This window comes from Photorhabdus sp. RM322S (genome assembly GCF_042879395.1).
In the GTDB taxonomy this organism is placed as follows: Bacteria; Pseudomonadota; Gammaproteobacteria; order Enterobacterales; family Enterobacteriaceae; genus Photorhabdus; species Photorhabdus khanii.
In genome coordinates this window covers 76,873-96,184 of record NZ_JBHFKW010000015.1, presented here as the reverse complement: position 1 = coordinate 96,184, position 19,312 = coordinate 76,873, and the positions used below count along the sequence as shown (strand labels likewise).

The window sequence follows — 19,312 nt, the reverse complement described above, 5'->3', positions numbered from 1 at the left end:
TTTGATAAATGGGAGAATAAGCAATGGGTCACAGATAAATCAGCCCTAAAAGCTCATCAAATTGAACAGGCTGAGCAGCAGAAAATCTCGCTACAGCAGCAGGCCGATGCGGTAATTAAGCCCTTACAGGATGCCGTTGATCTGGATATCGCCACTGATGCCGAAAAATCAGCACTCGTAGAATGGAAAAAATATCGTGTGCGGGTGAACCGGGTAGACCTTTCAACTGCTCCCGGTATCAACTGGCCTGAGCAACCCGCGTGATGAACTGGCAACGGAAAATGATGCGCATCTCCTCGAATATGACGGGGATGCATTGCTCGATGCTATCCGTCCATCCGTTCTTATACGGCATCGGACAGAAAGCGGACAGCGGTCGCTATCTGAGTCCGGCAAACGCCATCAATTATCTGGCAAATAAAATCAGGGGCGCTGGAAACATAAGCGCAGTGGTACTCATGATCTGCGCGAAGACGCATAATGAATTTATCCAGTATTTAACCCAATTTTCAGCGGTGTTGCCGTTGCCGGTATTTTCTCAGGTCACCCGTATGGCAAAGACAGCGGAACGGCTGGCGATCACCAAAATGCAATTGCCTGGGAGAGCGGGGGGCGGTTTGCCGCCGTCTCAACCGTTTTCAACATCGACCAGCCGCCTGGCCGTGAATGCGCAATTGGTTGCGCAGGCGAAGGCACAGGTCAGTGTGAGCAATAGTATTGCGGGATTGAAATCGCAATTAACACACTTCACCACGGCAAGACAGAACGCCTTACAACAAGTCACTGCCGCCCTGAATGGCGTCAGAGACAAATCGGCGGGTGTCTGGGTATTCTCAGGGAAAGGGAATGGCGCATTTCTGGCCGAAAAATTGCGTCAGGATATCCCTGAACAGGACGCCGTTTACACGCTGGCGACACTATTTACCGGGGACGATATTAGCGCATTAGAAAGGATGCTACACAATGAGCCAAATTATCACACTCGCCCTTGATGGCGAGGCCGTACCATTAAAAAGTCTGACCGTAACCCCATCGATGATGTTTCAGGACACAGACCAAAGCGGCCAGTCATCCAGTACCGCCGTGGCAGAGCAAGGCATTAAGCCTAAAGAGTTGCGCATTACGGGGATCATCCCCTTTACCGAACAAAAAACGCTGTCACGCTTATTTGCCCTGGCGGAAGCGAAAGACGGCGGCAGCCTAAAACGCTACCGTGTCGCTAACCTTACCGCGCAGGCCATCAATTTTCGTATCGGGACATTCACTCATACCCTTGATGCCAGCAAAATTGACGGTAAACAGGCATGGCAGGTCACATTTACTTTACGTGAACATTTCTCTATTGCCGAAAAACGGGACGCCCGCACTGCTGATAATATTCAGGCCAAAAAGCAAACAGGTCAGGGCGCAACCATAGCAAAAGAAGCGCCGGAAAAATTTAGCTGGTTTGAAAGAAAAGTATTGAAACCGATTAATGACAAAATAGGCCCCGCCAAATAATGACACCGATTAACCGGCTCTATCTTTCCGGTGATGAAATTCACCTGGTTGACGCCAATATTATACTGGAACTGTCATCCTGTGGCCGTGGTTTTATCACGGCGGAAACGACAACCGATTACACTGGAAAATGGGTGCGGCTGGATGTCGGTTACACGGATTTGGTGTTGCGCTGGTTCACGGGCTATGTGGAACGCTCACAGCCAGCCCAAAACGGTTACCAGCGTTTGTTTGTGCGTGAGCTGGTCGGGGTGTTTGACCGATTATGGCCGTGTTCATTTCAGCATCCAACACTGAACCAGATTGTGGACTGGTTGCAGGAGCACAGCGGACTGACCTTTACATTGCCGGCTGCCCCTTATACGGAGACACCCATCCCGCATTTTACCCATTATGGTACCGGCTATCAGTTGCTGGCTAATCTTGGACAGGTCTTTTCGATTGAGGATTATCTCTGGTATCAGTTGCCGGATGGTTCGGTTTATGTCGGCAGTGGGGCGCATTCGATGTTTGCGGGGAAACCGGTAGAGATCCCCAATGAATTTAGCCAGCGCCAGACGGCGGGCAATGCCATGACCATTCCCATGATCCCATCGTTGCGCCCAGGTGTGGTAGTCAATCAGCACCGGCTGAACAAAGTTAATCTGAATAATGAAAACATGGTGATTACATGGGAAGCCATCAACGAATTGATCGGTCAGTCTCAGACCAGAACGTCCATGCAGCGCCAGATTGATGTCGTCTACCCCGAATTGTCGGCAGGGTTGCACTTACCCAAATTTGCCCGCATTGAGGCACACACCGAAAGCACGGTTAGCGGTGATATTTCCGACCCATTCCGACCGCGCTATGCCGTTGATGTTCAATTGTTAGATAATGATGGTCAGGATGCCGCTGTCCCTGTTTACCACGCTGTCCCGCTGCCTTACCCGATATCAAGCCAGGCGAACAATTGCAGCAACAGCGGGCGGAAGTTTCGCAGCGCGTCACGCAGGAAGGGCATTGGATTCGTCAAACTGACCAGACCATTAATGAATCGTCCATGCACCGTGCAGTCAGGGCAGACACGGAAACACGCACGGTAGTTGCACGGGAAACCACGATACAGGCCACGGATAAAACCACGGTTTTGGGCACGTCTACGCTGTTGGCGGGGGCTGTCCAGCAAATCGCAGACGGTGACTATAGTATGGCGACATCATCAAATTTCGTTGCCAGTGTAGGGAAAGAGGCCAATATCGAAATCGGGCAAAAGCTGATTGAGAAGATTGGCCTGCTTAAGCAGAGTATCGCCGGAGCCCGGCAAGAAATCGTCGCGCCAGTGGTCTGGGTGGGCAGCCAGCAAATCAACGTTATGACTTTGATGTTAGAGACGCTGGATGTGGTTAAGGAATTAGCGGAACTGACCGCCGCGCATACGCACCATAACACAGGCACGCCGGAGAACGCCAGCGCGATAAGGAACACGGTCTATAAATCCGATGGACTGAAACAGAAATATTTGCCGGTGATTGGGTGACTTTTAATCTGCCTGTGTTGTTTGTTTTATAGTCATGTTATCGGTTGATATTTCCGGTTCTAAGCATTAAAATTCTCATGTTAGTTGAAGTGGATCGCGCTAAGCTTGGGGTTACCAACCTGTTTAAGAGCGCAAAAACAAAAAAACCAACCTCACCAGTTGGTTTTTTTGTTTTTACCTATCTATTAATCCATTGAATCGTATCCAAATAAACTTATAATCAACGGCTGTTAGTTGAGGAGCGTTTTAGCCTGTGTATCTCTTACGCAAGTTTTCGTCAGTCCTGGCTGAATACAGGTGGTGCTGATTCAGAGCCTCGGCCGGAGCGCGATCCACTTCAACTAACATTGATGAGAACCAGCCAGACAGGCAATGTAAAGGCAACGGCTGGGTAAATCGTGCTCCTCAACTGGAGCAAACGGATGAAAGCATTCAAAGCCTTTATTGATACTGCTATCATCGTTCTCAAAGCGTTAATCGCGCTTTTAGAGCTGATCCGTGCATTTCTGAAATAGATAACGGAAACGTAGCTAAGGCCATCGGGGTAACCTCCCGGTGGCCTTTAACATTTACGGCTTTTGATCAAGCTACTGTGTTTTATAATCTTTACCTCTCACAAAACGCAACCAGATGCATGCAGCATCATGCACTCATCAACCTACTAAGCCACTCTTGTTTAAGTGGTCTAATATACTGATCTGGCAGCTTAAATTTGGCAATCCCGACTGGATTTGAACCCGTGCTCAAGCGATTATTGCTCCAGTAGTATGGGAGGGTAGTCAACAGATTAGTATAATGGAGTTAATGAGTTAATGAGTTAATCGATTGATATAGTTAAATAATTTTCAGTTTACTGCGAGTCATACGCATAATAACATTAGGACGCCTTTTTAAATGCGGTATCAATCAACTCTACTGGTTCGTGTTCTGATGGGCTGAAATACAATTATCTCGCCCGCAACATGCGGGCTTTTTTACACCTTCATAGATCTATGAATACAATTCTGATATTAAAGAATGGGCAATGAGTGTAATAAGAAACTGATAATTCAGAGTACTGTATTAGTTTAATGGTTTAAACGTTGTCGTTACTTTTTCGGATATAGAAATAACTGATGTGATATCAGAATTGTTTGGTAAATCATGTCGAACGGTTCGTTTGATAGGCTGCTCATTTTCATCAAAATACCGACTAGGCCATATTTCAGCAGGGGTTACACCAATTTCCTGAGCGATCAACAATTCCCCTTTAGGCCAGGGTCGCGTTAAAGCATTGGCTAATGTTGAAGAGTTTAAACCGTGCTCTCTGGACAATGATGCCAGCGTCTTATTCTTCTTACGTATCGCAGCGATAATATCGGCGGTATGCCAGTCTTTTTTCATATTCCTGCTTACCTCTTTGATGGTGGCGGTTCAAACAGGGTTCGCAGTACCGGAGAGTAACCATTCCAGCGAGGCATAGCCTCCCCTGCCTGAACCACCATAGAAGCGATAGCAGGCACACTGGTAAGGAAATAATCTCTTACCAGTGGGTTACTCATTCAAGGCTGCGACCCCCTGACCATCGGATTTTGCCGATGGCGACACTACTTTAACCGATTGTATTATCTGACTCAAGAATCAAATAAATACCTTAGTCACGGTTTGTCTCGCTGCACTTATGACGAAAACGGCACTACACCGCACCCGCCTGCATGTTTTGGATCAAAAAATTTTTTCAGTTTTAAAATCCTACAAGTCAAACTGCCAAACCGCACCAGAACTGGCGGTGTGAGAGAAATCACAAACTGAAAGGTTTGAAAAGATTTTCAGGAAATTTCAGTTTGTAGATCCAGGAAGGATCACAGCAGAAAGATTAACGCAATGATAGTAAGGGAATATTTCTATTTTACGTAAGAAGTAAGATCACGAAGATAAGCCGAAGGAAATTTCAAAACACAGTAATAGCGCGGTCTCGTGGCTATTAGAAAATTGAAATCAATTAAGTTAAGTAAATATATTTTCATTGGCAGAAATTTTTTTCGCGTTTGGTTCGTTCGGTCAAAAAACAATCTTCCTTGTGTATGAACAATGGCACAACAGGGACAAGAAAATTTTCTCAGGGGACAAAAAGGGGACACTGACTAAAAGACATAAAAAAACCACTCTTACTTGAGTGGTCTATCTATCTGTTTTCACAGATAAAATCTGGTGGCCCCTACTGGACTTGAACCAGTGACCAAGCGATTATGAGTCGCCTGCTCTAACCAACTGAGCTAAGGGGCCGTTGGATGGGAAGGATTATACGTACAGTTTTGCTCGCGGTCTAGCTTTGTAAATTCGTATGATCACTTTATATACAGAATTGGGTTTTTATTAAGTAGTAGAAGGGGATAGCGGTATATATTGGTTGTTTTTATGGCTTATTTGTCGTTTTTATAAATCATTGGATTAATTTTTAATAAGATCTTTGGCGTCAACCTGGTCATATTATTATCCCAATGATGATCAATATATTTTTATATGTGATTATATTAATCATCTCCCTTTATAAAAAAACAAAAGCGTCCGCCGACGCAGACGCTTTTCAGTTAGCATGACTTAAAATTGCCGATTATTCATCCAGGAAGCTACGCAGTACCTCAGAACGGCTTGGGTGACGTAGTTTACGCAGTGCTTTCGCTTCGATCTGGCGGATACGTTCACGGGTGACATCGAACTGTTTACCGACTTCTTCCAGTGTATGGTCAGTATTCATATCGATACCGAAACGCATACGCAGTACTTTGGCCTCACGGGCGGTTAGGCCAGCCAGAACATCGTGGGTTGCTGAACGCAGGCTTTCTGAGGTTGCAGAATCCAGCGGCAGCTCCAGCGTTGTATCTTCAATAAAATCACCTAAATGTGAATCTTCATCATCACCAATCGGGGTTTCCATTGAGATAGGTTCTTTGGCGATTTTCAGTACCTTACGGATCTTATCTTCCGGCATTAACATCCGTTCCGCCAGTTCTTCCGGTGTTGGTTCACGTCCCATTTCCTGCAACATCTGGCGGGAAATACGATTGAGTTTGTTGATTGTCTCAATCATATGAACGGGAATACGAATGGTACGAGCCTGGTCGGCGATTGAACGTGTAATTGCCTGACGTATCCACCATGTAGCGTAAGTTGAGAACTTGTAACCACGACGATATTCAAATTTATCAACCGCTTTCATCAGACCGATATTACCTTCCTGGATCAGATCCAAGAATTGCAGACCACGGTTGGTATATTTTTTGGCGATTGAAATAACCAAACGTAAGTTGGCTTCAACCATCTCTTTTTTCGCACGGCGAGCTTTTGCTTCACCGATGGACATCCGACGGTTGATATCTTTCACCTGTTCAATAGTTAAACCGGTTTCTCCTTCAATCTGACGAAGTCTGTTCAGACTACGTTGTATTTCTTCTTCAACTTCAAGTAATTTTTCAGACCACGGTTTGTTCATTGCTTTTGCCGCGGTGAACCAAATGTCACTGGTTTCATTACCGGAGAACAGAGTGATGAAGTTCTTCTTCGGCATTTTGCACTGCTCAACACACATTTTCATGATTTGACGTTCTTGAAGACGAACGCGATCCATCATAGAACGCATGTTGTTGACCAGATAATCAAACTGTTTTGGCACCAGACGGAACTGTTTGAAAACTTCTGAGAGCATTAAGATTTCGGCAGCCGTATTTGGATGGTTACGGCCATTTTTCTTAATTTCCTGACGAGTGACCTCATACTGTTCTTGCAGTTCCTGGAATTTCTGGCGAGCTAATTCCGGATCGATGCTGTTGTCATCATCACCATCGCTATCTTCGTCACTGTCTTCATCTTCGTCGTCTTCATCATTATCAAGTTCTTCCTGTGGGAGCTCAGAACCAACGTGAGTGGCGGTAGGCGCGAGGTCTTCTTCTGCGTTCGGGTCAACAAAACCGGTAATAAGATCTGACAGACGGGCTTCACCTGCTTCGACGCGATCATATTGTTCCAGTAAATAGGTGATTGCCTCAGGGTATTCAGCAACAGAGCACTGTACCTGATTGATGCCATCTTCAATGCGTTTAGCAATGTCAATTTCACCTTCCCGGGTCAATAACTCAACGGTACCCATTTCACGCATGTACATACGTACCGGGTCGGTGGTACGACCGATTTCAGATTCAACGCTAGACAGGACTTGCGCAGCAGCCTCCACAGCGTCTTCATCTGTGTCGTTAGTGGTTTCTGCTAGCATCAGATCATCGGCATCAGGTGCTTCTTCCATTACCTGAATGCCCATGTCATTGATCATCTGGATGATATCTTCGATCTGATCGGAGTCGACGATATCTTCCGGCAGATGGTCATTGACCTCAGCATAGGTCAGATAGCCTTGCTCCTTACCACGGGTGACAAGTAGCTTTAGCTGTGACTGCGGGTTTTGCTCCATAAGACGGTATCCACACTTCAGAGTATTTGGGTTGGTGTCGGTCGGCGAAACTAATCTGCCAACAATAACTTTTAGGGGCGTTTTCGTTGTATTGCCACTGCCCACTTATAGCGGCAAAATGTAGGGTTGTTTCCCTACCTAATGCGGCACTTAAGCCGTGAATTCAGTATTTACTTTCTGGCACGGGATTCATTAATTAAGCGAACTTCTTCGCGCTCTTCCGGTGTCAGGCCTTCGGTTCTTGCTCTGGCGATAAGAATATCTAAACGTTCTTCCAACGCTGAATCAACGAGATGATCCAACGCGTCACGAAATGTATTTTCTGCTATTTCTTCTATTTGTATATCGTTCCATGCAGCTAATTTTTCAAGTTGTTTACTAAATTTATTGTCACGATATTGCTCTAGCAACTGTCCCGTTGTCAGCCCTGGCTGAGTAAGACAAACCTTTACAAGCTCCATAAACAATGGCAAACCTGCAATTTTGGCCTGCATAATTCCCTGTAGCGGGGGAACTAAAGCGGCTAAGTGTGGGTTTTGTATCAACAGTCCTATAAGTATACGCATAGTTGTCGGTTTTAGCTGTGGCATCTGATAATTATTCCCACTTTCCAGACGCTGCGGTAATAAACGTTCCAACTGTACTGCATCGGGAATACCTAACATATTGCCAAGTTCTTGCCTCATATAGAGACGCAGAGTTTCTCCCGGGATCTGGTTAATCAATGGTACAGAAAGTGAACTGAGTTTTGTTTTCCCTTCAGGATTACTCAAGTCAACTTGTGGTAGTAACGATTCGAACAGAAATTCAGACAACGTGTGAGATTGTTCCATTCTTTGTTCAAATGCTTCACGGCCTTCTTTACGAACTAGTGAATCAGGATCTTCGCCGTCAGGCAAAAACATAAAACGTAACTGCCTACCATCATTAAGATAAGGCAGCGCTGTTTCCAAAGCTCGCCATGCTGCGTCACGTCCCGCTCTGTCGCCATCGTAACAACAGATAATGCTGTCAGTAGCGCGGAAAAGTAACTGAATATGCTCCGATGTCGTCGAAGTACCTAACGAGGCAACGGCATAATCAATACCAAACTGCGCCAGAGCCACCACGTCCATATAACCTTCAACCACTAATAACCGTGAACGGTCATTGTGATTTTGTTGCGCTTCATAGAGGCCGTATAGCTGGCGGCCTTTATGAAAAATTTCAGTTTCTGGTGAGTTGAGGTATTTTGGGATCGCATCTCCCAGAACCCGTCCACCAAATGCAATCACGCGCCCCCTGCGGTCACGGATTGGAAACATGACTCGTTCACGGAAACGGTCATAAGTACGGCCATTATCATTTGACACCAGCATACCGGCGTCATTTAACTGTTGACGATCTTCCGTGCTGCGGCCAAACCGTTTCAAAGCGTTATCCCAGCCAGCGGGAGCGAAGCCAATCGAGAAACGGTGGATAATCTCTTCACTAAGTCCACGTTGAACCAGGTATTGCCGGGCTTGCTGTGCAGCGGGGCTATTTAGTGAATTCTGATAGAAGCTGTTGAGCTTATCCATCAATTGATAAAGATTTTGTCTTTGGTGGCGTTCTATCTGACTGCTGCCGGAACCTGTTTCATAAGGGACTTCCAGCCCGTGCATAGCAGCCAATTCTTCAATAGATTCGACAAACTCCAGTCTATCGTAATTCATCAGAAAATCGATAGCGTTGCCGTGAGCGCCACAACCAAAGCAATGATAAAATTGCTTATCGCTATTAACAGTAAACGAAGGTGTCTTTTCATTATGAAACGGACAGCACGCGTGGTGATTTTTACCCTGTTTTTTAAGTGGCACACGAACATCGATCAGGTCGATAATATCGGTACGAGCTAATAAATCATTGATAAATGCGCGCGGAATTCGTCCAGCCATAAGCCCTTTTTACGCCTGTTGATGAACGACAATAAGCCGCGCTCCCTTTCGGAAAGCACGGCCTTTATCTGCAACTACTGTTGTCTGCAAATTCAATCACTATGCGGGTCAACCGCAAGGATTAGTACAGACGAGTGCGGCGTGCGTTTTCACGAGCCAGCTTTTTAGCGTGACGTTTTACAGCAGAAGCTTTAGCGCGTTTACGTTCAGTCGTTGGTTTTTCATAGAATTCACGACGGCGAACTTCTGCTAATACACCTGCTTTTTCGCAGGAACGCTTAAAGCGACGCAGTGCTACGTCGAATGGCTCGTTTTCACGTACTTTAATTACCGGCATGTGCCTCTCACCTCAATAGAAATCGGTCTTGCTGGCGTGGGATGCCAGCCATCTTAAAATGGTGCGGAATTTTACTTCAATGAACACGGCTTTGTAAAGCGCCGCAGCAAATTGAAACAACAACATTACCATGGTGACTTACAGCGAAATTTGCCAGTCAGTTCCGTAATATTGAAGATAACCACACAGGGATTTTACGTAGGGCGCTGATTATAGACTAAACAGTAAAAATAGTCAGCATGTAAACCGCGCAAATTATCTTATTAATGATAAACTGGCTCTCTCCTGTGGAATATAGGTAGTGTAATGCGAGTTTTAGGTATAGAAACGTCTTGCGATGAAACCGGAATCGCAATTTATGACGATCAAGCCGGTTTATTAGCAAATCAATTATACAGTCAGATTAAATTGCATGCTGATTACGGCGGTGTTGTGCCTGAACTGGCTTCACGTGACCATATCCGCAAAACCGTTCCCTTGATTCAGGCTGCTTTGAAAGAGGCAGGATTAACTCGTAAAGATATTGATGCAGTGGCTTATACTGCGGGTCCTGGTCTGGTTGGCGCATTGTTGGTAGGGGCGACTATTGGCCGTTCTCTGGCATTTGCCTGGGATGTTCCGGCGATTCCTGTCCATCATATGGAAGGGCATTTACTGGCTCCGATGCTGGAAGATAATAGCCCTGAATTCCCGTTTGTGGCTTTGCTGGTGTCCGGTGGTCATACTCAGCTTATTAGCGTAACCGGTATCGGTGAATATGAGCTGCTTGGTGAATCGATAGATGATGCCGCGGGTGAAGCATTTGATAAAACCGCTAAATTACTGGGTCTGGATTATCCGGGAGGTCCGTTACTCTCCAAGATGGCTCAGAAAGGGGAAGCCGGACGTTTTGTGTTTCCTCGTCCGATGACAGATCGCCCAGGGCTGGATTTCAGTTTTTCAGGACTGAAAACTTTTGCGTCTAATACGATTCGCAGCAACAGTGATGATGAGCAAACCAGAGCGGATATTGCCCGTGCTTTTGAAGATGCGGTTGTTGATACATTAGCGATTAAATGTAAAAGGGCGCTTGAGCAGACCGGGTTCAAGCGGCTGGTAATGGCAGGTGGCGTCAGCGCCAACCTCACGTTGCGTACCAGGATGAAAGAGGTCATGGCAAAATTGGGCGGCGAAGTATTTTATGCGCGTCCTGAATTCTGTACAGATAACGGCGCTATGATTGCGCTTGCCGGTATGATCCGCCTGAAAGGCGGAGTAAGTGACTCTCTTGGCGTGGCAGTTAAAGCCCGCTGGGCACTGTCTGAATTACCTGCATTATAAATCTTTTATATAGTGAAAATAGAAAACCAGTCACTCAATCAGCAGTAGCTGGTTTTTTATTTGGCAACGTTGTTAATCTTCTTTTCCTTGCTCTTTCTCTGCCTGAATTTTTTCTTCCTCAGTCATCTCTTTTTTTCTTTTGAGTTTGTTCCAGATACGACTTTCCTGGCCGCGCCACAGGCGCTGGATATTATCATGGTGACGGAGCAGTACCAGACAGCAGAGCATGGCAACCGGAAAAGTAAATTCAGGTTTAAACCACCAGACATAAAAAGGTGCTATCAAAGCGCTGACAATTGCACCTAGAGAGGAATAACCACTCAGTAGTACCGTCAACAGCCAGGTACCTGTCATCAAACCCATCAGATCCCAGCCAATTGCGGCAATCGCACCAAAAGCCGTTGCTACTCCCTTACCGCCTTTAAAATGGAAAAAGATCGGATAAATATGGCCGAGACAAGCAGCTATTGCCGTAATTCCCAGATAGAAAGGGGGAACATTAAGCTGATAAGCCAGCCAGACTGGGACCATACCTTTCAGAACATCACAAATCAGTACCACTGCCGCAGTACTGCGGCCACCAATCCGTAATACATTTGTCGCTCCTGGGTTACCTGAGCCATGCTGGCGGGGATCTGGCAGCCCAGCCAGCCGACAGATAAGTATTGCGCTGGAGATTGAACCGCAAAGATACGCGAAGATAATCATGCCAAGCGCGATAGCACTCATAATGTCTCTCCAATAATAATGGTCGTTTTCTTAGCCTAGTCATGGATAATACGCATATTTAGTCGGAAGTGGTATCCGACAAGTTGAAAAACAGGAAAGCGACGTGATGGATATCGTATTTATTGAGGAATTAGCTGTCATCACCACCATTGGTGTTTACGACTGGGAACAGACCATTAAACAGAAGTTAGTGTTCGATATCGAAATGGGATGGGATAATAAACGCGCATCTTCCAGCGATAATGTCGAACATTGCCTGGATTACGCTAAAGTTAGCGAAGCGGTTATCAACCACGTAGAAAGTCAGAGTTTTGCTCTGGTTGAAAGAGTGGCGGAAGAGGTGGCCAATCTGTTATTAAACCGTTTTAATTCGCCGTGGGTACGGATAAAAGTCAGTAAGCCGGGGGCGGTGGCACAGGCTCGTCAGGTCGGTGTTGTTATTGAGAGAAAAAAATAATCCGATCAGCAGTGAATTCAGTTGTCATATTATTGTCATTATTCTTGCATAGGCTGGCATGCGTCATTGCCAGGCGTGATAATTATGTCAATTGATTAATGGCAATGGAAAAATGGTAGCTGGATTCATCTGTGCTACCTGTTTTGGAGATTTGTTTAATGGAGTGCGATCTCGCTATATGACTGACCTTTCTACCTTGTTTCATGCATTTATTCTTGGTGTTGTTGAAGGGCTGACTGAGTTTCTTCCTGTTTCCTCAACGGGTCATATGATCATCGTGGGTCATTTGCTGGGATTTACCGGCGATAAAGCGGAAACATTTGAAGTTATTATCCAGCTTGGATCGATTCTTGCCGTGGTAGTGGTATTTTGGCGTCGTTTGTTTGGGTTAATTGGTATTCACTTTGGTGAAGCTCCTCACGAAGGTAAAACCAACGGCAAGCTGAAACTGAGCCACATTCTTTTGGCGATGTTACCTGCGGTAACGCTTGGATTGCTGTTCCACGATACTATTAAATCGCTGTTTAACCCACGGAGCGTTATGTACGCCTTAATTATTGGCGGTGTGTTACTGATTATCGCAGAAATTCTGAAACCTAAGACACCGAAAGCAGAAGGGCTGGATGATATTACTTATCGCCAGGCTTTTATGATTGGTTGCTTCCAGTGTCTGGCATTGTGGCCGGGATTCTCCCGTTCAGGCGCGACAATTTCGGGTGGAATGCTGATGGGGGTTAACCGTTATACCGCATCAGAGTTCTCGTTTATTCTGGCTGTACCGATGATGATGGGGGCGAGCGGGCTGGATTTATATAAGAGCCTGCATTTTTTGACTGCTTCTGATATCCCAATGTTTGCTGTTGGTTTTATTACTGCATTTATTGTCGCATTGATTGCAATTAAAACCTTCCTGGCATTGATTAAGCGTATGTCTTTCATCCCATTTGCTATCTACCGCTTTATTGTCGCCGCCGCTGTTTACTGGGTATTTATGTAGTGAATGATTCCCCTGATATTGATTTAATTCGGATATCATCCAACGTTTGATATCAGGGGATGCACAGAATATTTGATCTTTCAGACGACAGTATTAATCTTGTTGTTGCTTCCATTCAGCCAATGCTTGCTGACGCTGGCGTCGTAACTCATCACCAATATCCGCACCACGTAAGCCGTTGTCTACAATACTTTTCACCTGGACCTGGCTGGCAACCTTAAATGCCTGTTGCAGATAATGACCTTGTGGATAGGGGGTATTTTCAAAACCGGTACGACCCCGTGCATCTGCTTCGCTGGTGATAATTAACTGATCTATTCGCTGAGGTTTACGCCATGCATCAATGGAATCAAACAATTTAAGCAATGTTTTTGGCCGCAATTGATCGATGGTATGCACTAAGTCATGATATTGAGCGACCAGTTTTGCCAAATCACGGGCGGAATGAGGAACACGCAGACGTTGGCATAATTGATCGACTAATTTAGCGCCTGCGGGGCCATGTCCATAATGATGAGGCCACTGTTCTGGCGGTGTCAGTCCTTTGCCAAGATCATGGCATAAGGCAGCAAAACGGCTATCTATTTCGTCTGTCAGATCAGCGACAACTTTCAGCACCATCAATGTGTGAATACCGGTATCAATTTCAGGATGCCACTTTTCTGGTGCGGGAACGCCAAACAGATTATCAATTTCAGGAAACAATACCGCCAATGCACCACAATCACGCAAAACCTGAAAAAAAACTTGTGGTGAATGGGTGGAAAGGGCTTTTTCTGTCTCTTTCCAGACACGCTCCGGTGTGAGTGCTGATAACTCTCCGTTAGTTGCCATTTTTGACATTAACGTTAATGTTTCTGGTGCGATGGTAAATCCCAAATGGGCGAAACGGGCGGCAAAACGGGCTACCCGTAATACCCTCAGTGGATCTTCAGAGAAAGCATCGGAAACATGGCGCAAGATACGATTATTTAAGTCATCAACCCCACGGCAAGGATCGACAAGTTCGCCTTCGAATGTTTGAGCAATCGCGTTAATGGTCAGATCACGGCGCAGCAAATCATCTTCCAGTGTGACATCCGGCGCGGCGTAGCAGGTAAAACCCGTATATCCTGGGCCGGATTTTCTCTCAGTGCGTGCCAGCGCGTACTCTTCATGGTTTTTGGGATGCAGGAACACCGGGAAATCTCTGCCAACTTGCTGATATCCCTGAGACAATAGCTCTTCCGGTGTCCCGCCAACAACAACCCAATCCCGTTCTTTCACAGGAAAGTTTAGCAGGCGGTCGCGTACTGCACCGCCAACCAGATAGATTTTCACCTGAATATTCCTTATCAACTCATCCAACGGTCATTACGCTTACGACGCGGAACCATATGTGGTAGTAACAGCCCTAAAATTAAACCCGCACCTGCAACACCACCGCCGTACATAAACCATTGCAGAATGATATTGCGTTGTTTGTCATCAAGTTGCAGATTCGCAGCATCAAGTTTTTTCTCTGCCACAATCAGTTTATTTTTCAAATGCTCATTTTCTTTTTTCAGCCCTGCAATAATGTCACTGCTGTTTGAAACGTTTTGTTGCATGTCGGCAGTGCGCTGATTCCAGCTATTGTCTATATTGGCTAGCTTATCTGTCAGTATTTTGATTTCCTGCTCCATCTCTGGGAGGCGTGTGCGCAAGCTCGGTTTATCACTGAGCTGGTTAATGGGTAGCCAGACAATACGGTCTTTATCATCCTTCACCTGAGCGTAATTACTGTCCCGGTTGATGCTTATCAATGTGACTTCATCACCGGCATTCAGTGTGCCGGCGATACGATATTTGTTACCCGGTCCAGCGTGCGTATAGGTAGATAACTCATCAGATACATAGCGCTTTTCTTCCGCGTGGGTAGTAAGCGAAAAGCTTAGGCTCAATAGCGTCGTAAGAAGTAAAGGTAATTTTCGCATTGTGATTTCAACTATTCTTTATCTATGGTGAGTTTAGAATTTGATAGTAAAGAGTTAAGTTTGCTAGAGCAAACAGTAAACCAAAATAGGAACTATCTTAACGGGTCGAATACGGGGCTTACTGGTTGTTTGTTTAACAGCACGTTTTTTGCCAATTACTATCATAACTTTCAGAACAGAGAAAATTTTAATTTTTTCACTTAATCATAGAAAAAAGTAAAAGCGGGGTAAGATAATGACCAAAGATTGCCATCAATGGTGCAAATATGAGTGTAGAAATTGAATTAAAACTTATCGCCAGACCGCAGGCTATTCCTGGAATCTGTCAGCAATTATTGTTATTTCCTCATCACTACTTTGCTCCTCAGAAACTGACCAATATCTATTTTGAAACAGCGGATAACCAACTGCGCGGTCTTGATATGGGGCTGCGTATCCGTGGTTTTGATGATCAATATGAGATGACAATCAAAACAGCGGGGGAAGTGATCGGCGGGTTGCATCAACGGCCGGAATATAATGTGCCATTGTTAAAGCCGGAACTGGCGTTGACGTTGTTTCCACCTCATATCTGGCCTGAAAACTGTGATGTGGAAGCGTTGCAATCCCGTTTAAATGCGTTATTCAGCACTGACTTTATGCGGGAGAAGTGGGTGGTTACTTACGGGCAAAGTGAGATTGAAGTTGTGCTCGATCAGGGAGAAATCATCGCGGCAGGCCGCAAAGAACCCATTTGTGAGTTTGAATTGGAGCTGAAACAAGGAACTGTAGCGGATGTATTAGTGTTGGCCGTTGAGTTGGCAAAATCAGACGGCTTGCGACAGGGAAATAAAAGTAAAGCTGCTCGTGGCTATCAGTTAGCCCAAGGAAAACCAAAAACAGTTTTGCCTCAAGTACCGGTAGAAATTGATATGCAGCAGTCATTACCTTCTGTACTTTCGTCAATATTGGCTCATTGGCAAGAGCAGGAAGAGCGCTGGCTGACTGGCTTGTCAGAAAATCGGGATGGCTTGCAGCAAGTATTGACTTTAGTTCAGCGGGCGTTTGAATATTGCAATGAGCCGGCAAGCAGGCCGGAACAGTTGGATGGTCAATTAGCGGCGATCAACCAGAAATTATCAGCAGCGGAAACAACGGCTGAAACGCTGTGTTACAGCTCAGGCTATTTGCAATGTAAGCTGGCGCTGACTATATGGTTGATCCATCTCTCCGCTTGAATAACAGGAATTCTCTATGTTGCCACTTTCAACCCCGCTTTTGGCTCAGTTACCGAGTGTGACTAAGCATTTTCAGGAGCTGGCTTTGTGTGTTGAAGCTTTTGCTCCTCATGAGCAGGCTGTGTTATCACTGAGTGATTTTGTTGCTGAAAACCTTAAAATTCACCCTGAATGGTTAACTGAAATCCGCCAGAATCCACCGCAAGCGCGGGAGTGGCATCAATACGCTGAATGGCTGCAACAGGTACTTTCATCCGCAGAGGATGAAAATACCCTGATGCGGGTTTTGCGTCAGTTCCGTAACAAAATTCTGGTCAGAATTGCCTGGTCACAGGTGCTGCACACCAGTACGACTCAGGAGACATTGCAACAGCTCAGTATGTTGGCTGAAACGCTGATTATTGCCGCTCGCGACGGGTTGTATCAGCGTTGTTGTCGTGATTGGGGAACCCCTTGCAATGAGCAGGGCGAACCACAACCTCTGTTAATTCTGGGCATGGGGAAACTGGGTGGTGGCGAGCTGAATTTCTCTTCCGATATTGATCTGATTTTTGCCTATCCTGAAAACGGTATTACCCGCGGTGGCCGCCGTGAAATGGACAACGCTCAGTTTTTTACCCGTCTGGGGCAGCGTCTTATCAAAGTGCTCGATCAGCAAACGGTAGATGGTTTTGTTTATCGGGTTGATATGCGTTTGCGTCCATTTGGTGACAGTGGTCCACTGGTATTCAGTTTTGCCGCATTGGAGGATTATTATCAGGAACAGGGGCGTGATTGGGAGCGTTATGCGATGGTTAAAGCGCGAATTATGGGCGCGGGTAGTGAATCGTATTGCGAAGAATTACGCCGGATGTTAAGGCCGTTTATCTTCCGCCGTTATATTGATTTCAGTGTGATTCAGTCCCTGAGAAATATGAAAGGGATGATTGAACGTGAAGTTCGTCGCCGTGGTTTGAAAGACAATATCAAACTGGGTGCGGGTGGTATCCGTGAAATTGAATTTATCACTCAAGTATTCCAGCTTATTCGTGGTGGCCGTGAATGGTGTCTGCAATCTCCGGCTCTGTTACCCACGCTTCAAGTAATAGAAAAACTGGAACTTTTGCCGTCATCACAGGTAGAACAACTCGCTGGCAGTTACCTCTTTTTACGGCGGCTGGAAAATCTTTTACAGTCAATTAACGATCAGCAAACTCAGACGTTGCCAGAAGATGAACTGAACCGTTCACGGTTGACGTGGGGAATGGGATTTGAAAGCTGGGATGAGTTGATGATTGCATTGAACAGCAGGATGGGCGCTGTTCGGATTATTTTCACGCAATTAATTGGTGATGACAGTGATAATAATGAAGAAGAAGCTGGTCATGTGCCATTTAAGAGCTTATGGCTGGAAAATCTCGAAAAAGAAGAGTTAATCATACTGGCTCCGCATCTGGATGAATTGGTTGCACAGCAGATATTACACGTCATTGCTCTATTCCGTCAGGATGTGGGAAAAAGAACCATTGGCCCTCGTGGACGTGATGTACTCGATCATCTGATGCCACGTTTGTTGGTAAAAATCTGTTTGCGACAAGATGCCAATACAGTGTTGGAGCGAGTTATTCCATTGTTGTTGAGTATTGTCAGCCGCACAACTTATCTGGAACTGATGTTGGAATCAGAAGCCGTACTGACACACGTTATCCGACTGTGTGCGGCTTCACCGATGATTGCTACTCAGCTTGCCCGTCACCCCTTGTTGCTGGATGAGCTGCTTGATCCCCAATTTCTGTATAAGCCGCTGCCTCTGAATGCCTATAAAGATGAACTGCGGCAATATTTGTTGCGAATACCGGAAGATGATGAAGAGCAGCAATTAGAGGCTCTTCGCCAGTTTAAACAGGCGCAATTACTGAGAATTGCGGCGGAGGATATCACCGGCGTGTTGCCGGTGATGAAAGTGAGTGATCATCTCACTTATTTGGCAGAGGCAATTATTGAGGCGGTGGTTCAACAGGCGTGGGGACAAATGGCAAAACGTTATGGTGTTCCATCACATCTGGATCAGCGGCAAGGGTTGGGATTTGCTGTGATTGGTTATGGCAAACTAGGGGGATGGGAACTGGGTTACGGTTCTGATCTTGATTTGGTTTTCTTGTTGGATTGCCCAATGGATGTCATGACCGAGGGTGATCGATCGATTGATGCCCGGCAATTTTATTTGCGTCTTGCCCAACGCATTATGCATCTGTTCAGTGCCCGAACTTCCTCTGGTGTGTTGTATGACGTCGATGTCCGCCTGCGACCTTCGGGCGAATCAGGAATGTTAGTCAGTACCATTGGAGCATTTGCTGATTATCAGCAGAATGAAGCGTGGACTTGGGAACATCAGGCATTGGTACGCGCCCGAATGGTATTTGGTGATGAAAATTTGCATCAGGATTTTGAACGGATACGCCATCAGACATTATGCACAGGACGAGAACCGGCTTTATTACGTCAGCAAGTTCGGGAAATGCGGGAGAAGATGCATAAACATTTAGGAAGCTGCCATTCAGATCAATTTGATATTAAAGCTGATCCGGGCGGGATCACGGATATTGAATTTATTGCTCAGTATCTGGTATTGCGTTACGCCCCTGAAAATGAACGCTTGACGCGCTGGTCGGATAATGTGCGGATTTTTGAGTTAATGGCAACTTATGGAATTATGGATAAAGCTGAAGCCGCCACATTAACGCAGGCTTATATTTCCATGCGTGATGAATTGCATCATCTGGTGTTACAGGAGTTTTCCAGCCGGGTATCAGCCAATTGTTTCAGTAAGCAGCAGGAACAGATAGGTCATAGCTGGCAACAATGGTTGGGTGAACAATAACGGGTTATAGCGGTTTGGTGCATGGATTTTACTGGCTTATGATAATATTTGGCACCAGTTG

General features: G+C 45.8%; 16 protein-coding genes, 1 tRNA gene and 2 pseudogenes. 10 read left to right on the top strand and 9 right to left on the bottom strand.

Translation table 11 applies throughout. The features are described from left to right. Window positions 1–9 precede the first annotated feature (9 nt). The 5 genes and pseudogenes from ACGF63_RS11095 to dinQ all read left to right on the top strand — a co-directional run. A pseudogene (locus ACGF63_RS11095) lies at window positions 10–264 on the top strand (tail fiber assembly protein); the annotation flags it as partial. Next, on the top strand, window positions 264–992 hold the full coding sequence (locus ACGF63_RS11090; RefSeq protein WP_387630695.1) for a hypothetical protein: 729 nt from the start codon (window positions 264–266) through the stop codon (window positions 990–992). The pseudogene ACGF63_RS11095 and the gene ACGF63_RS11090, both read left to right, overlap by 1 nt. After that, window positions 964–1,500 (top strand): hypothetical protein, encoded by a 537-nt coding sequence (locus ACGF63_RS11085; RefSeq protein ID WP_118985428.1) that lies wholly within the window; start codon window positions 964–966, stop codon window positions 1,498–1,500. The genes ACGF63_RS11090 and ACGF63_RS11085 overlap by 29 nt, the downstream gene beginning before the upstream one ends. Next, window positions 1,500–3,019 (top strand): annotated as a pseudogene (locus ACGF63_RS11080) (hypothetical protein). The gene ACGF63_RS11085 and the pseudogene ACGF63_RS11080 overlap by 1 nt, the downstream one beginning before the upstream one ends. A 422-nt stretch (window positions 3,020–3,441) precedes the next feature. Further along, window positions 3,442–3,534, top strand: a complete 93-nt coding sequence (gene dinQ, locus ACGF63_RS11075) for a damage-inducible type I toxin DinQ (RefSeq protein WP_274521077.1) — start codon at window positions 3,442–3,444, stop codon at window positions 3,532–3,534. A gap of 547 nt (window positions 3,535–4,081) precedes the next feature. On the opposite strand, the gene ACGF63_RS11070 is transcribed toward dinQ, so the two are convergent. From ACGF63_RS11070 to rpsU, 6 genes are all read right to left on the bottom strand, one after another. Then, entirely contained in the window at window positions 4,082–4,402 is a 321-nt protein-coding gene (locus tag ACGF63_RS11070; RefSeq protein WP_265513297.1) for a helix-turn-helix transcriptional regulator, read from the bottom strand. A gap of 8 nt (window positions 4,403–4,410) precedes the next feature. Then, window positions 4,411–4,560 carry a hypothetical protein gene (locus ACGF63_RS11065; RefSeq protein WP_387630691.1) on the bottom strand — a complete coding sequence of 50 codons (150 nt, stop codon included), beginning with the start codon at window positions 4,558–4,560 and terminating at the stop codon, window positions 4,411–4,413. A gap of 647 nt (window positions 4,561–5,207) precedes the next feature. After that, window positions 5,208–5,284 (bottom strand) — tRNA-Ile (locus ACGF63_RS11060). Window positions 5,285–5,612: 328 nt separating this feature from the next. Then, a complete protein-coding gene (gene rpoD / locus ACGF63_RS11055) occupies window positions 5,613–7,463 on the bottom strand; it encodes an RNA polymerase sigma factor RpoD (RefSeq protein WP_387630689.1) in 1,851 nt (616 codons plus the stop codon). Window positions 7,464–7,633: 170 nt separating this feature from the next. Then, window positions 7,634–9,379 (bottom strand): DNA primase, encoded by a 1,746-nt coding sequence (gene dnaG / locus ACGF63_RS11050; RefSeq protein WP_387630686.1) that lies wholly within the window; start codon window positions 9,377–9,379, stop codon window positions 7,634–7,636. 121 nt (window positions 9,380–9,500) lie between these two features. Then, window positions 9,501–9,716, bottom strand: a complete 216-nt coding sequence (gene rpsU / locus ACGF63_RS11045) for a 30S ribosomal protein S21 (protein ID WP_001144069.1) — start codon at window positions 9,714–9,716, stop codon at window positions 9,501–9,503. A 306-nt stretch (window positions 9,717–10,022) separates the two neighbouring features. Between rpsU and tsaD the strand changes: the two genes are divergently transcribed. Then, a complete protein-coding gene (gene tsaD / locus ACGF63_RS11040; RefSeq protein WP_036842249.1) occupies window positions 10,023–11,036 on the top strand; it encodes a tRNA (adenosine(37)-N6)-threonylcarbamoyltransferase complex transferase subunit TsaD in 1,014 nt (337 codons plus the stop codon). Between the two features lie 72 nt (window positions 11,037–11,108). Here tsaD and plsY read toward each other — a convergent pair whose 3' ends face one another. Next, the gene (plsY, locus tag ACGF63_RS11035) at window positions 11,109–11,765 is read right to left on the bottom strand and encodes a glycerol-3-phosphate 1-O-acyltransferase PlsY (protein WP_036842251.1); all 657 of its coding nucleotides are present in this window, start codon (window positions 11,763–11,765) and stop codon (window positions 11,109–11,111) included. 106 nt (window positions 11,766–11,871) lie between these two features. Between plsY and folB the strand changes: the two genes are divergently transcribed. Together folB and bacA are read left to right on the top strand one after the other, a co-directional pair. Then, window positions 11,872–12,222 (top strand): bifunctional dihydroneopterin aldolase/7,8-dihydroneopterin epimerase, encoded by a 351-nt coding sequence (gene folB / locus ACGF63_RS11030; protein ID WP_387630760.1) that lies wholly within the window; start codon window positions 11,872–11,874, stop codon window positions 12,220–12,222. A gap of 178 nt (window positions 12,223–12,400) precedes the next feature. Further along, window positions 12,401–13,219 carry an undecaprenyl-diphosphate phosphatase gene (gene bacA / locus ACGF63_RS11025; RefSeq protein WP_387630682.1) on the top strand — a complete coding sequence of 273 codons (819 nt, stop codon included), beginning with the start codon at window positions 12,401–12,403 and terminating at the stop codon, window positions 13,217–13,219. 93 nt (window positions 13,220–13,312) lie between these two features. On the opposite strand, the gene ACGF63_RS11020 is transcribed toward bacA, so the two are convergent. Beyond that, the gene (locus tag ACGF63_RS11020) at window positions 13,313–14,539 is read right to left on the bottom strand and encodes a multifunctional CCA addition/repair protein (RefSeq protein WP_387630679.1); all 1,227 of its coding nucleotides are present in this window, start codon (window positions 14,537–14,539) and stop codon (window positions 13,313–13,315) included. 14 nt (window positions 14,540–14,553) lie between these two features. Further along, window positions 14,554–15,174 (bottom strand): TIGR04211 family SH3 domain-containing protein, encoded by a 621-nt coding sequence (locus ACGF63_RS11015; protein ID WP_036842256.1) that lies wholly within the window; start codon window positions 15,172–15,174, stop codon window positions 14,554–14,556. Between the two features lie 266 nt (window positions 15,175–15,440). On the opposite strand from ACGF63_RS11015, the gene ACGF63_RS11010 reads away from it, so the two are divergent. Further along, window positions 15,441–16,391 (top strand): inorganic triphosphatase, encoded by a 951-nt coding sequence (locus ACGF63_RS11010; RefSeq protein ID WP_387630676.1) that lies wholly within the window; start codon window positions 15,441–15,443, stop codon window positions 16,389–16,391. A 16-nt stretch (window positions 16,392–16,407) separates the two neighbouring features. After that, window positions 16,408–19,251: a bifunctional [glutamate--ammonia ligase]-adenylyl-L-tyrosine phosphorylase/[glutamate--ammonia-ligase] adenylyltransferase gene (glnE, locus tag ACGF63_RS11005; protein WP_387630674.1), complete on the top strand. Its 2,844-nt coding sequence runs from the start codon at window positions 16,408–16,410 to the stop codon at window positions 19,249–19,251. Window positions 19,252–19,312 lie beyond the last annotated feature (61 nt).

Bases quoted from the DNA above. Each gene is read 5' to 3' on its own strand.
- ACGF63_RS11090 (WP_387630695.1), top strand. From the start codon at position 264: ATGAACTGGCAACGGAAAATGATGCGCATCTCCTCGAATATGACGGGG.
- ACGF63_RS11085 (WP_118985428.1), top strand. From the start codon at position 964: ATGAGCCAAATTATCACACTCGCCCTTGATGGCGAGGCCGTACCATTA.
- dinQ (WP_274521077.1), top strand. From the start codon at position 3,442: ATGAAAGCATTCAAAGCCTTTATTGATACTGCTATCATCGTTCTCAAA.
- ACGF63_RS11070 (WP_265513297.1), bottom strand. From the start codon at position 4,402: ATGAAAAAAGACTGGCATACCGCCGATATTATCGCTGCGATACGTAAG.
- ACGF63_RS11065 (WP_387630691.1), bottom strand. From the start codon at position 4,560: ATGAGTAACCCACTGGTAAGAGATTATTTCCTTACCAGTGTGCCTGCT.
- rpoD (WP_387630689.1), bottom strand. From the start codon at position 7,463: ATGGAGCAAAACCCGCAGTCACAGCTAAAGCTACTTGTCACCCGTGGT.
- dnaG (WP_387630686.1), bottom strand. From the start codon at position 9,379: ATGGCTGGACGAATTCCGCGCGCATTTATCAATGATTTATTAGCTCGT.
- rpsU (WP_001144069.1), bottom strand. From the start codon at position 9,716: ATGCCGGTAATTAAAGTACGTGAAAACGAGCCATTCGACGTAGCACTG.
- tsaD (WP_036842249.1), top strand. From the start codon at position 10,023: ATGCGAGTTTTAGGTATAGAAACGTCTTGCGATGAAACCGGAATCGCA.
- plsY (WP_036842251.1), bottom strand. From the start codon at position 11,765: ATGAGTGCTATCGCGCTTGGCATGATTATCTTCGCGTATCTTTGCGGT.
- folB (WP_387630760.1), top strand. From the start codon at position 11,872: ATGGATATCGTATTTATTGAGGAATTAGCTGTCATCACCACCATTGGT.
- bacA (WP_387630682.1), top strand. From the start codon at position 12,401: ATGACTGACCTTTCTACCTTGTTTCATGCATTTATTCTTGGTGTTGTT.
- ACGF63_RS11015 (WP_036842256.1), bottom strand. From the start codon at position 15,174: ATGCGAAAATTACCTTTACTTCTTACGACGCTATTGAGCCTAAGCTTT.
- ACGF63_RS11010 (WP_387630676.1), top strand. From the start codon at position 15,441: ATGAGTGTAGAAATTGAATTAAAACTTATCGCCAGACCGCAGGCTATT.
- glnE (WP_387630674.1), top strand. From the start codon at position 16,408: ATGTTGCCACTTTCAACCCCGCTTTTGGCTCAGTTACCGAGTGTGACT.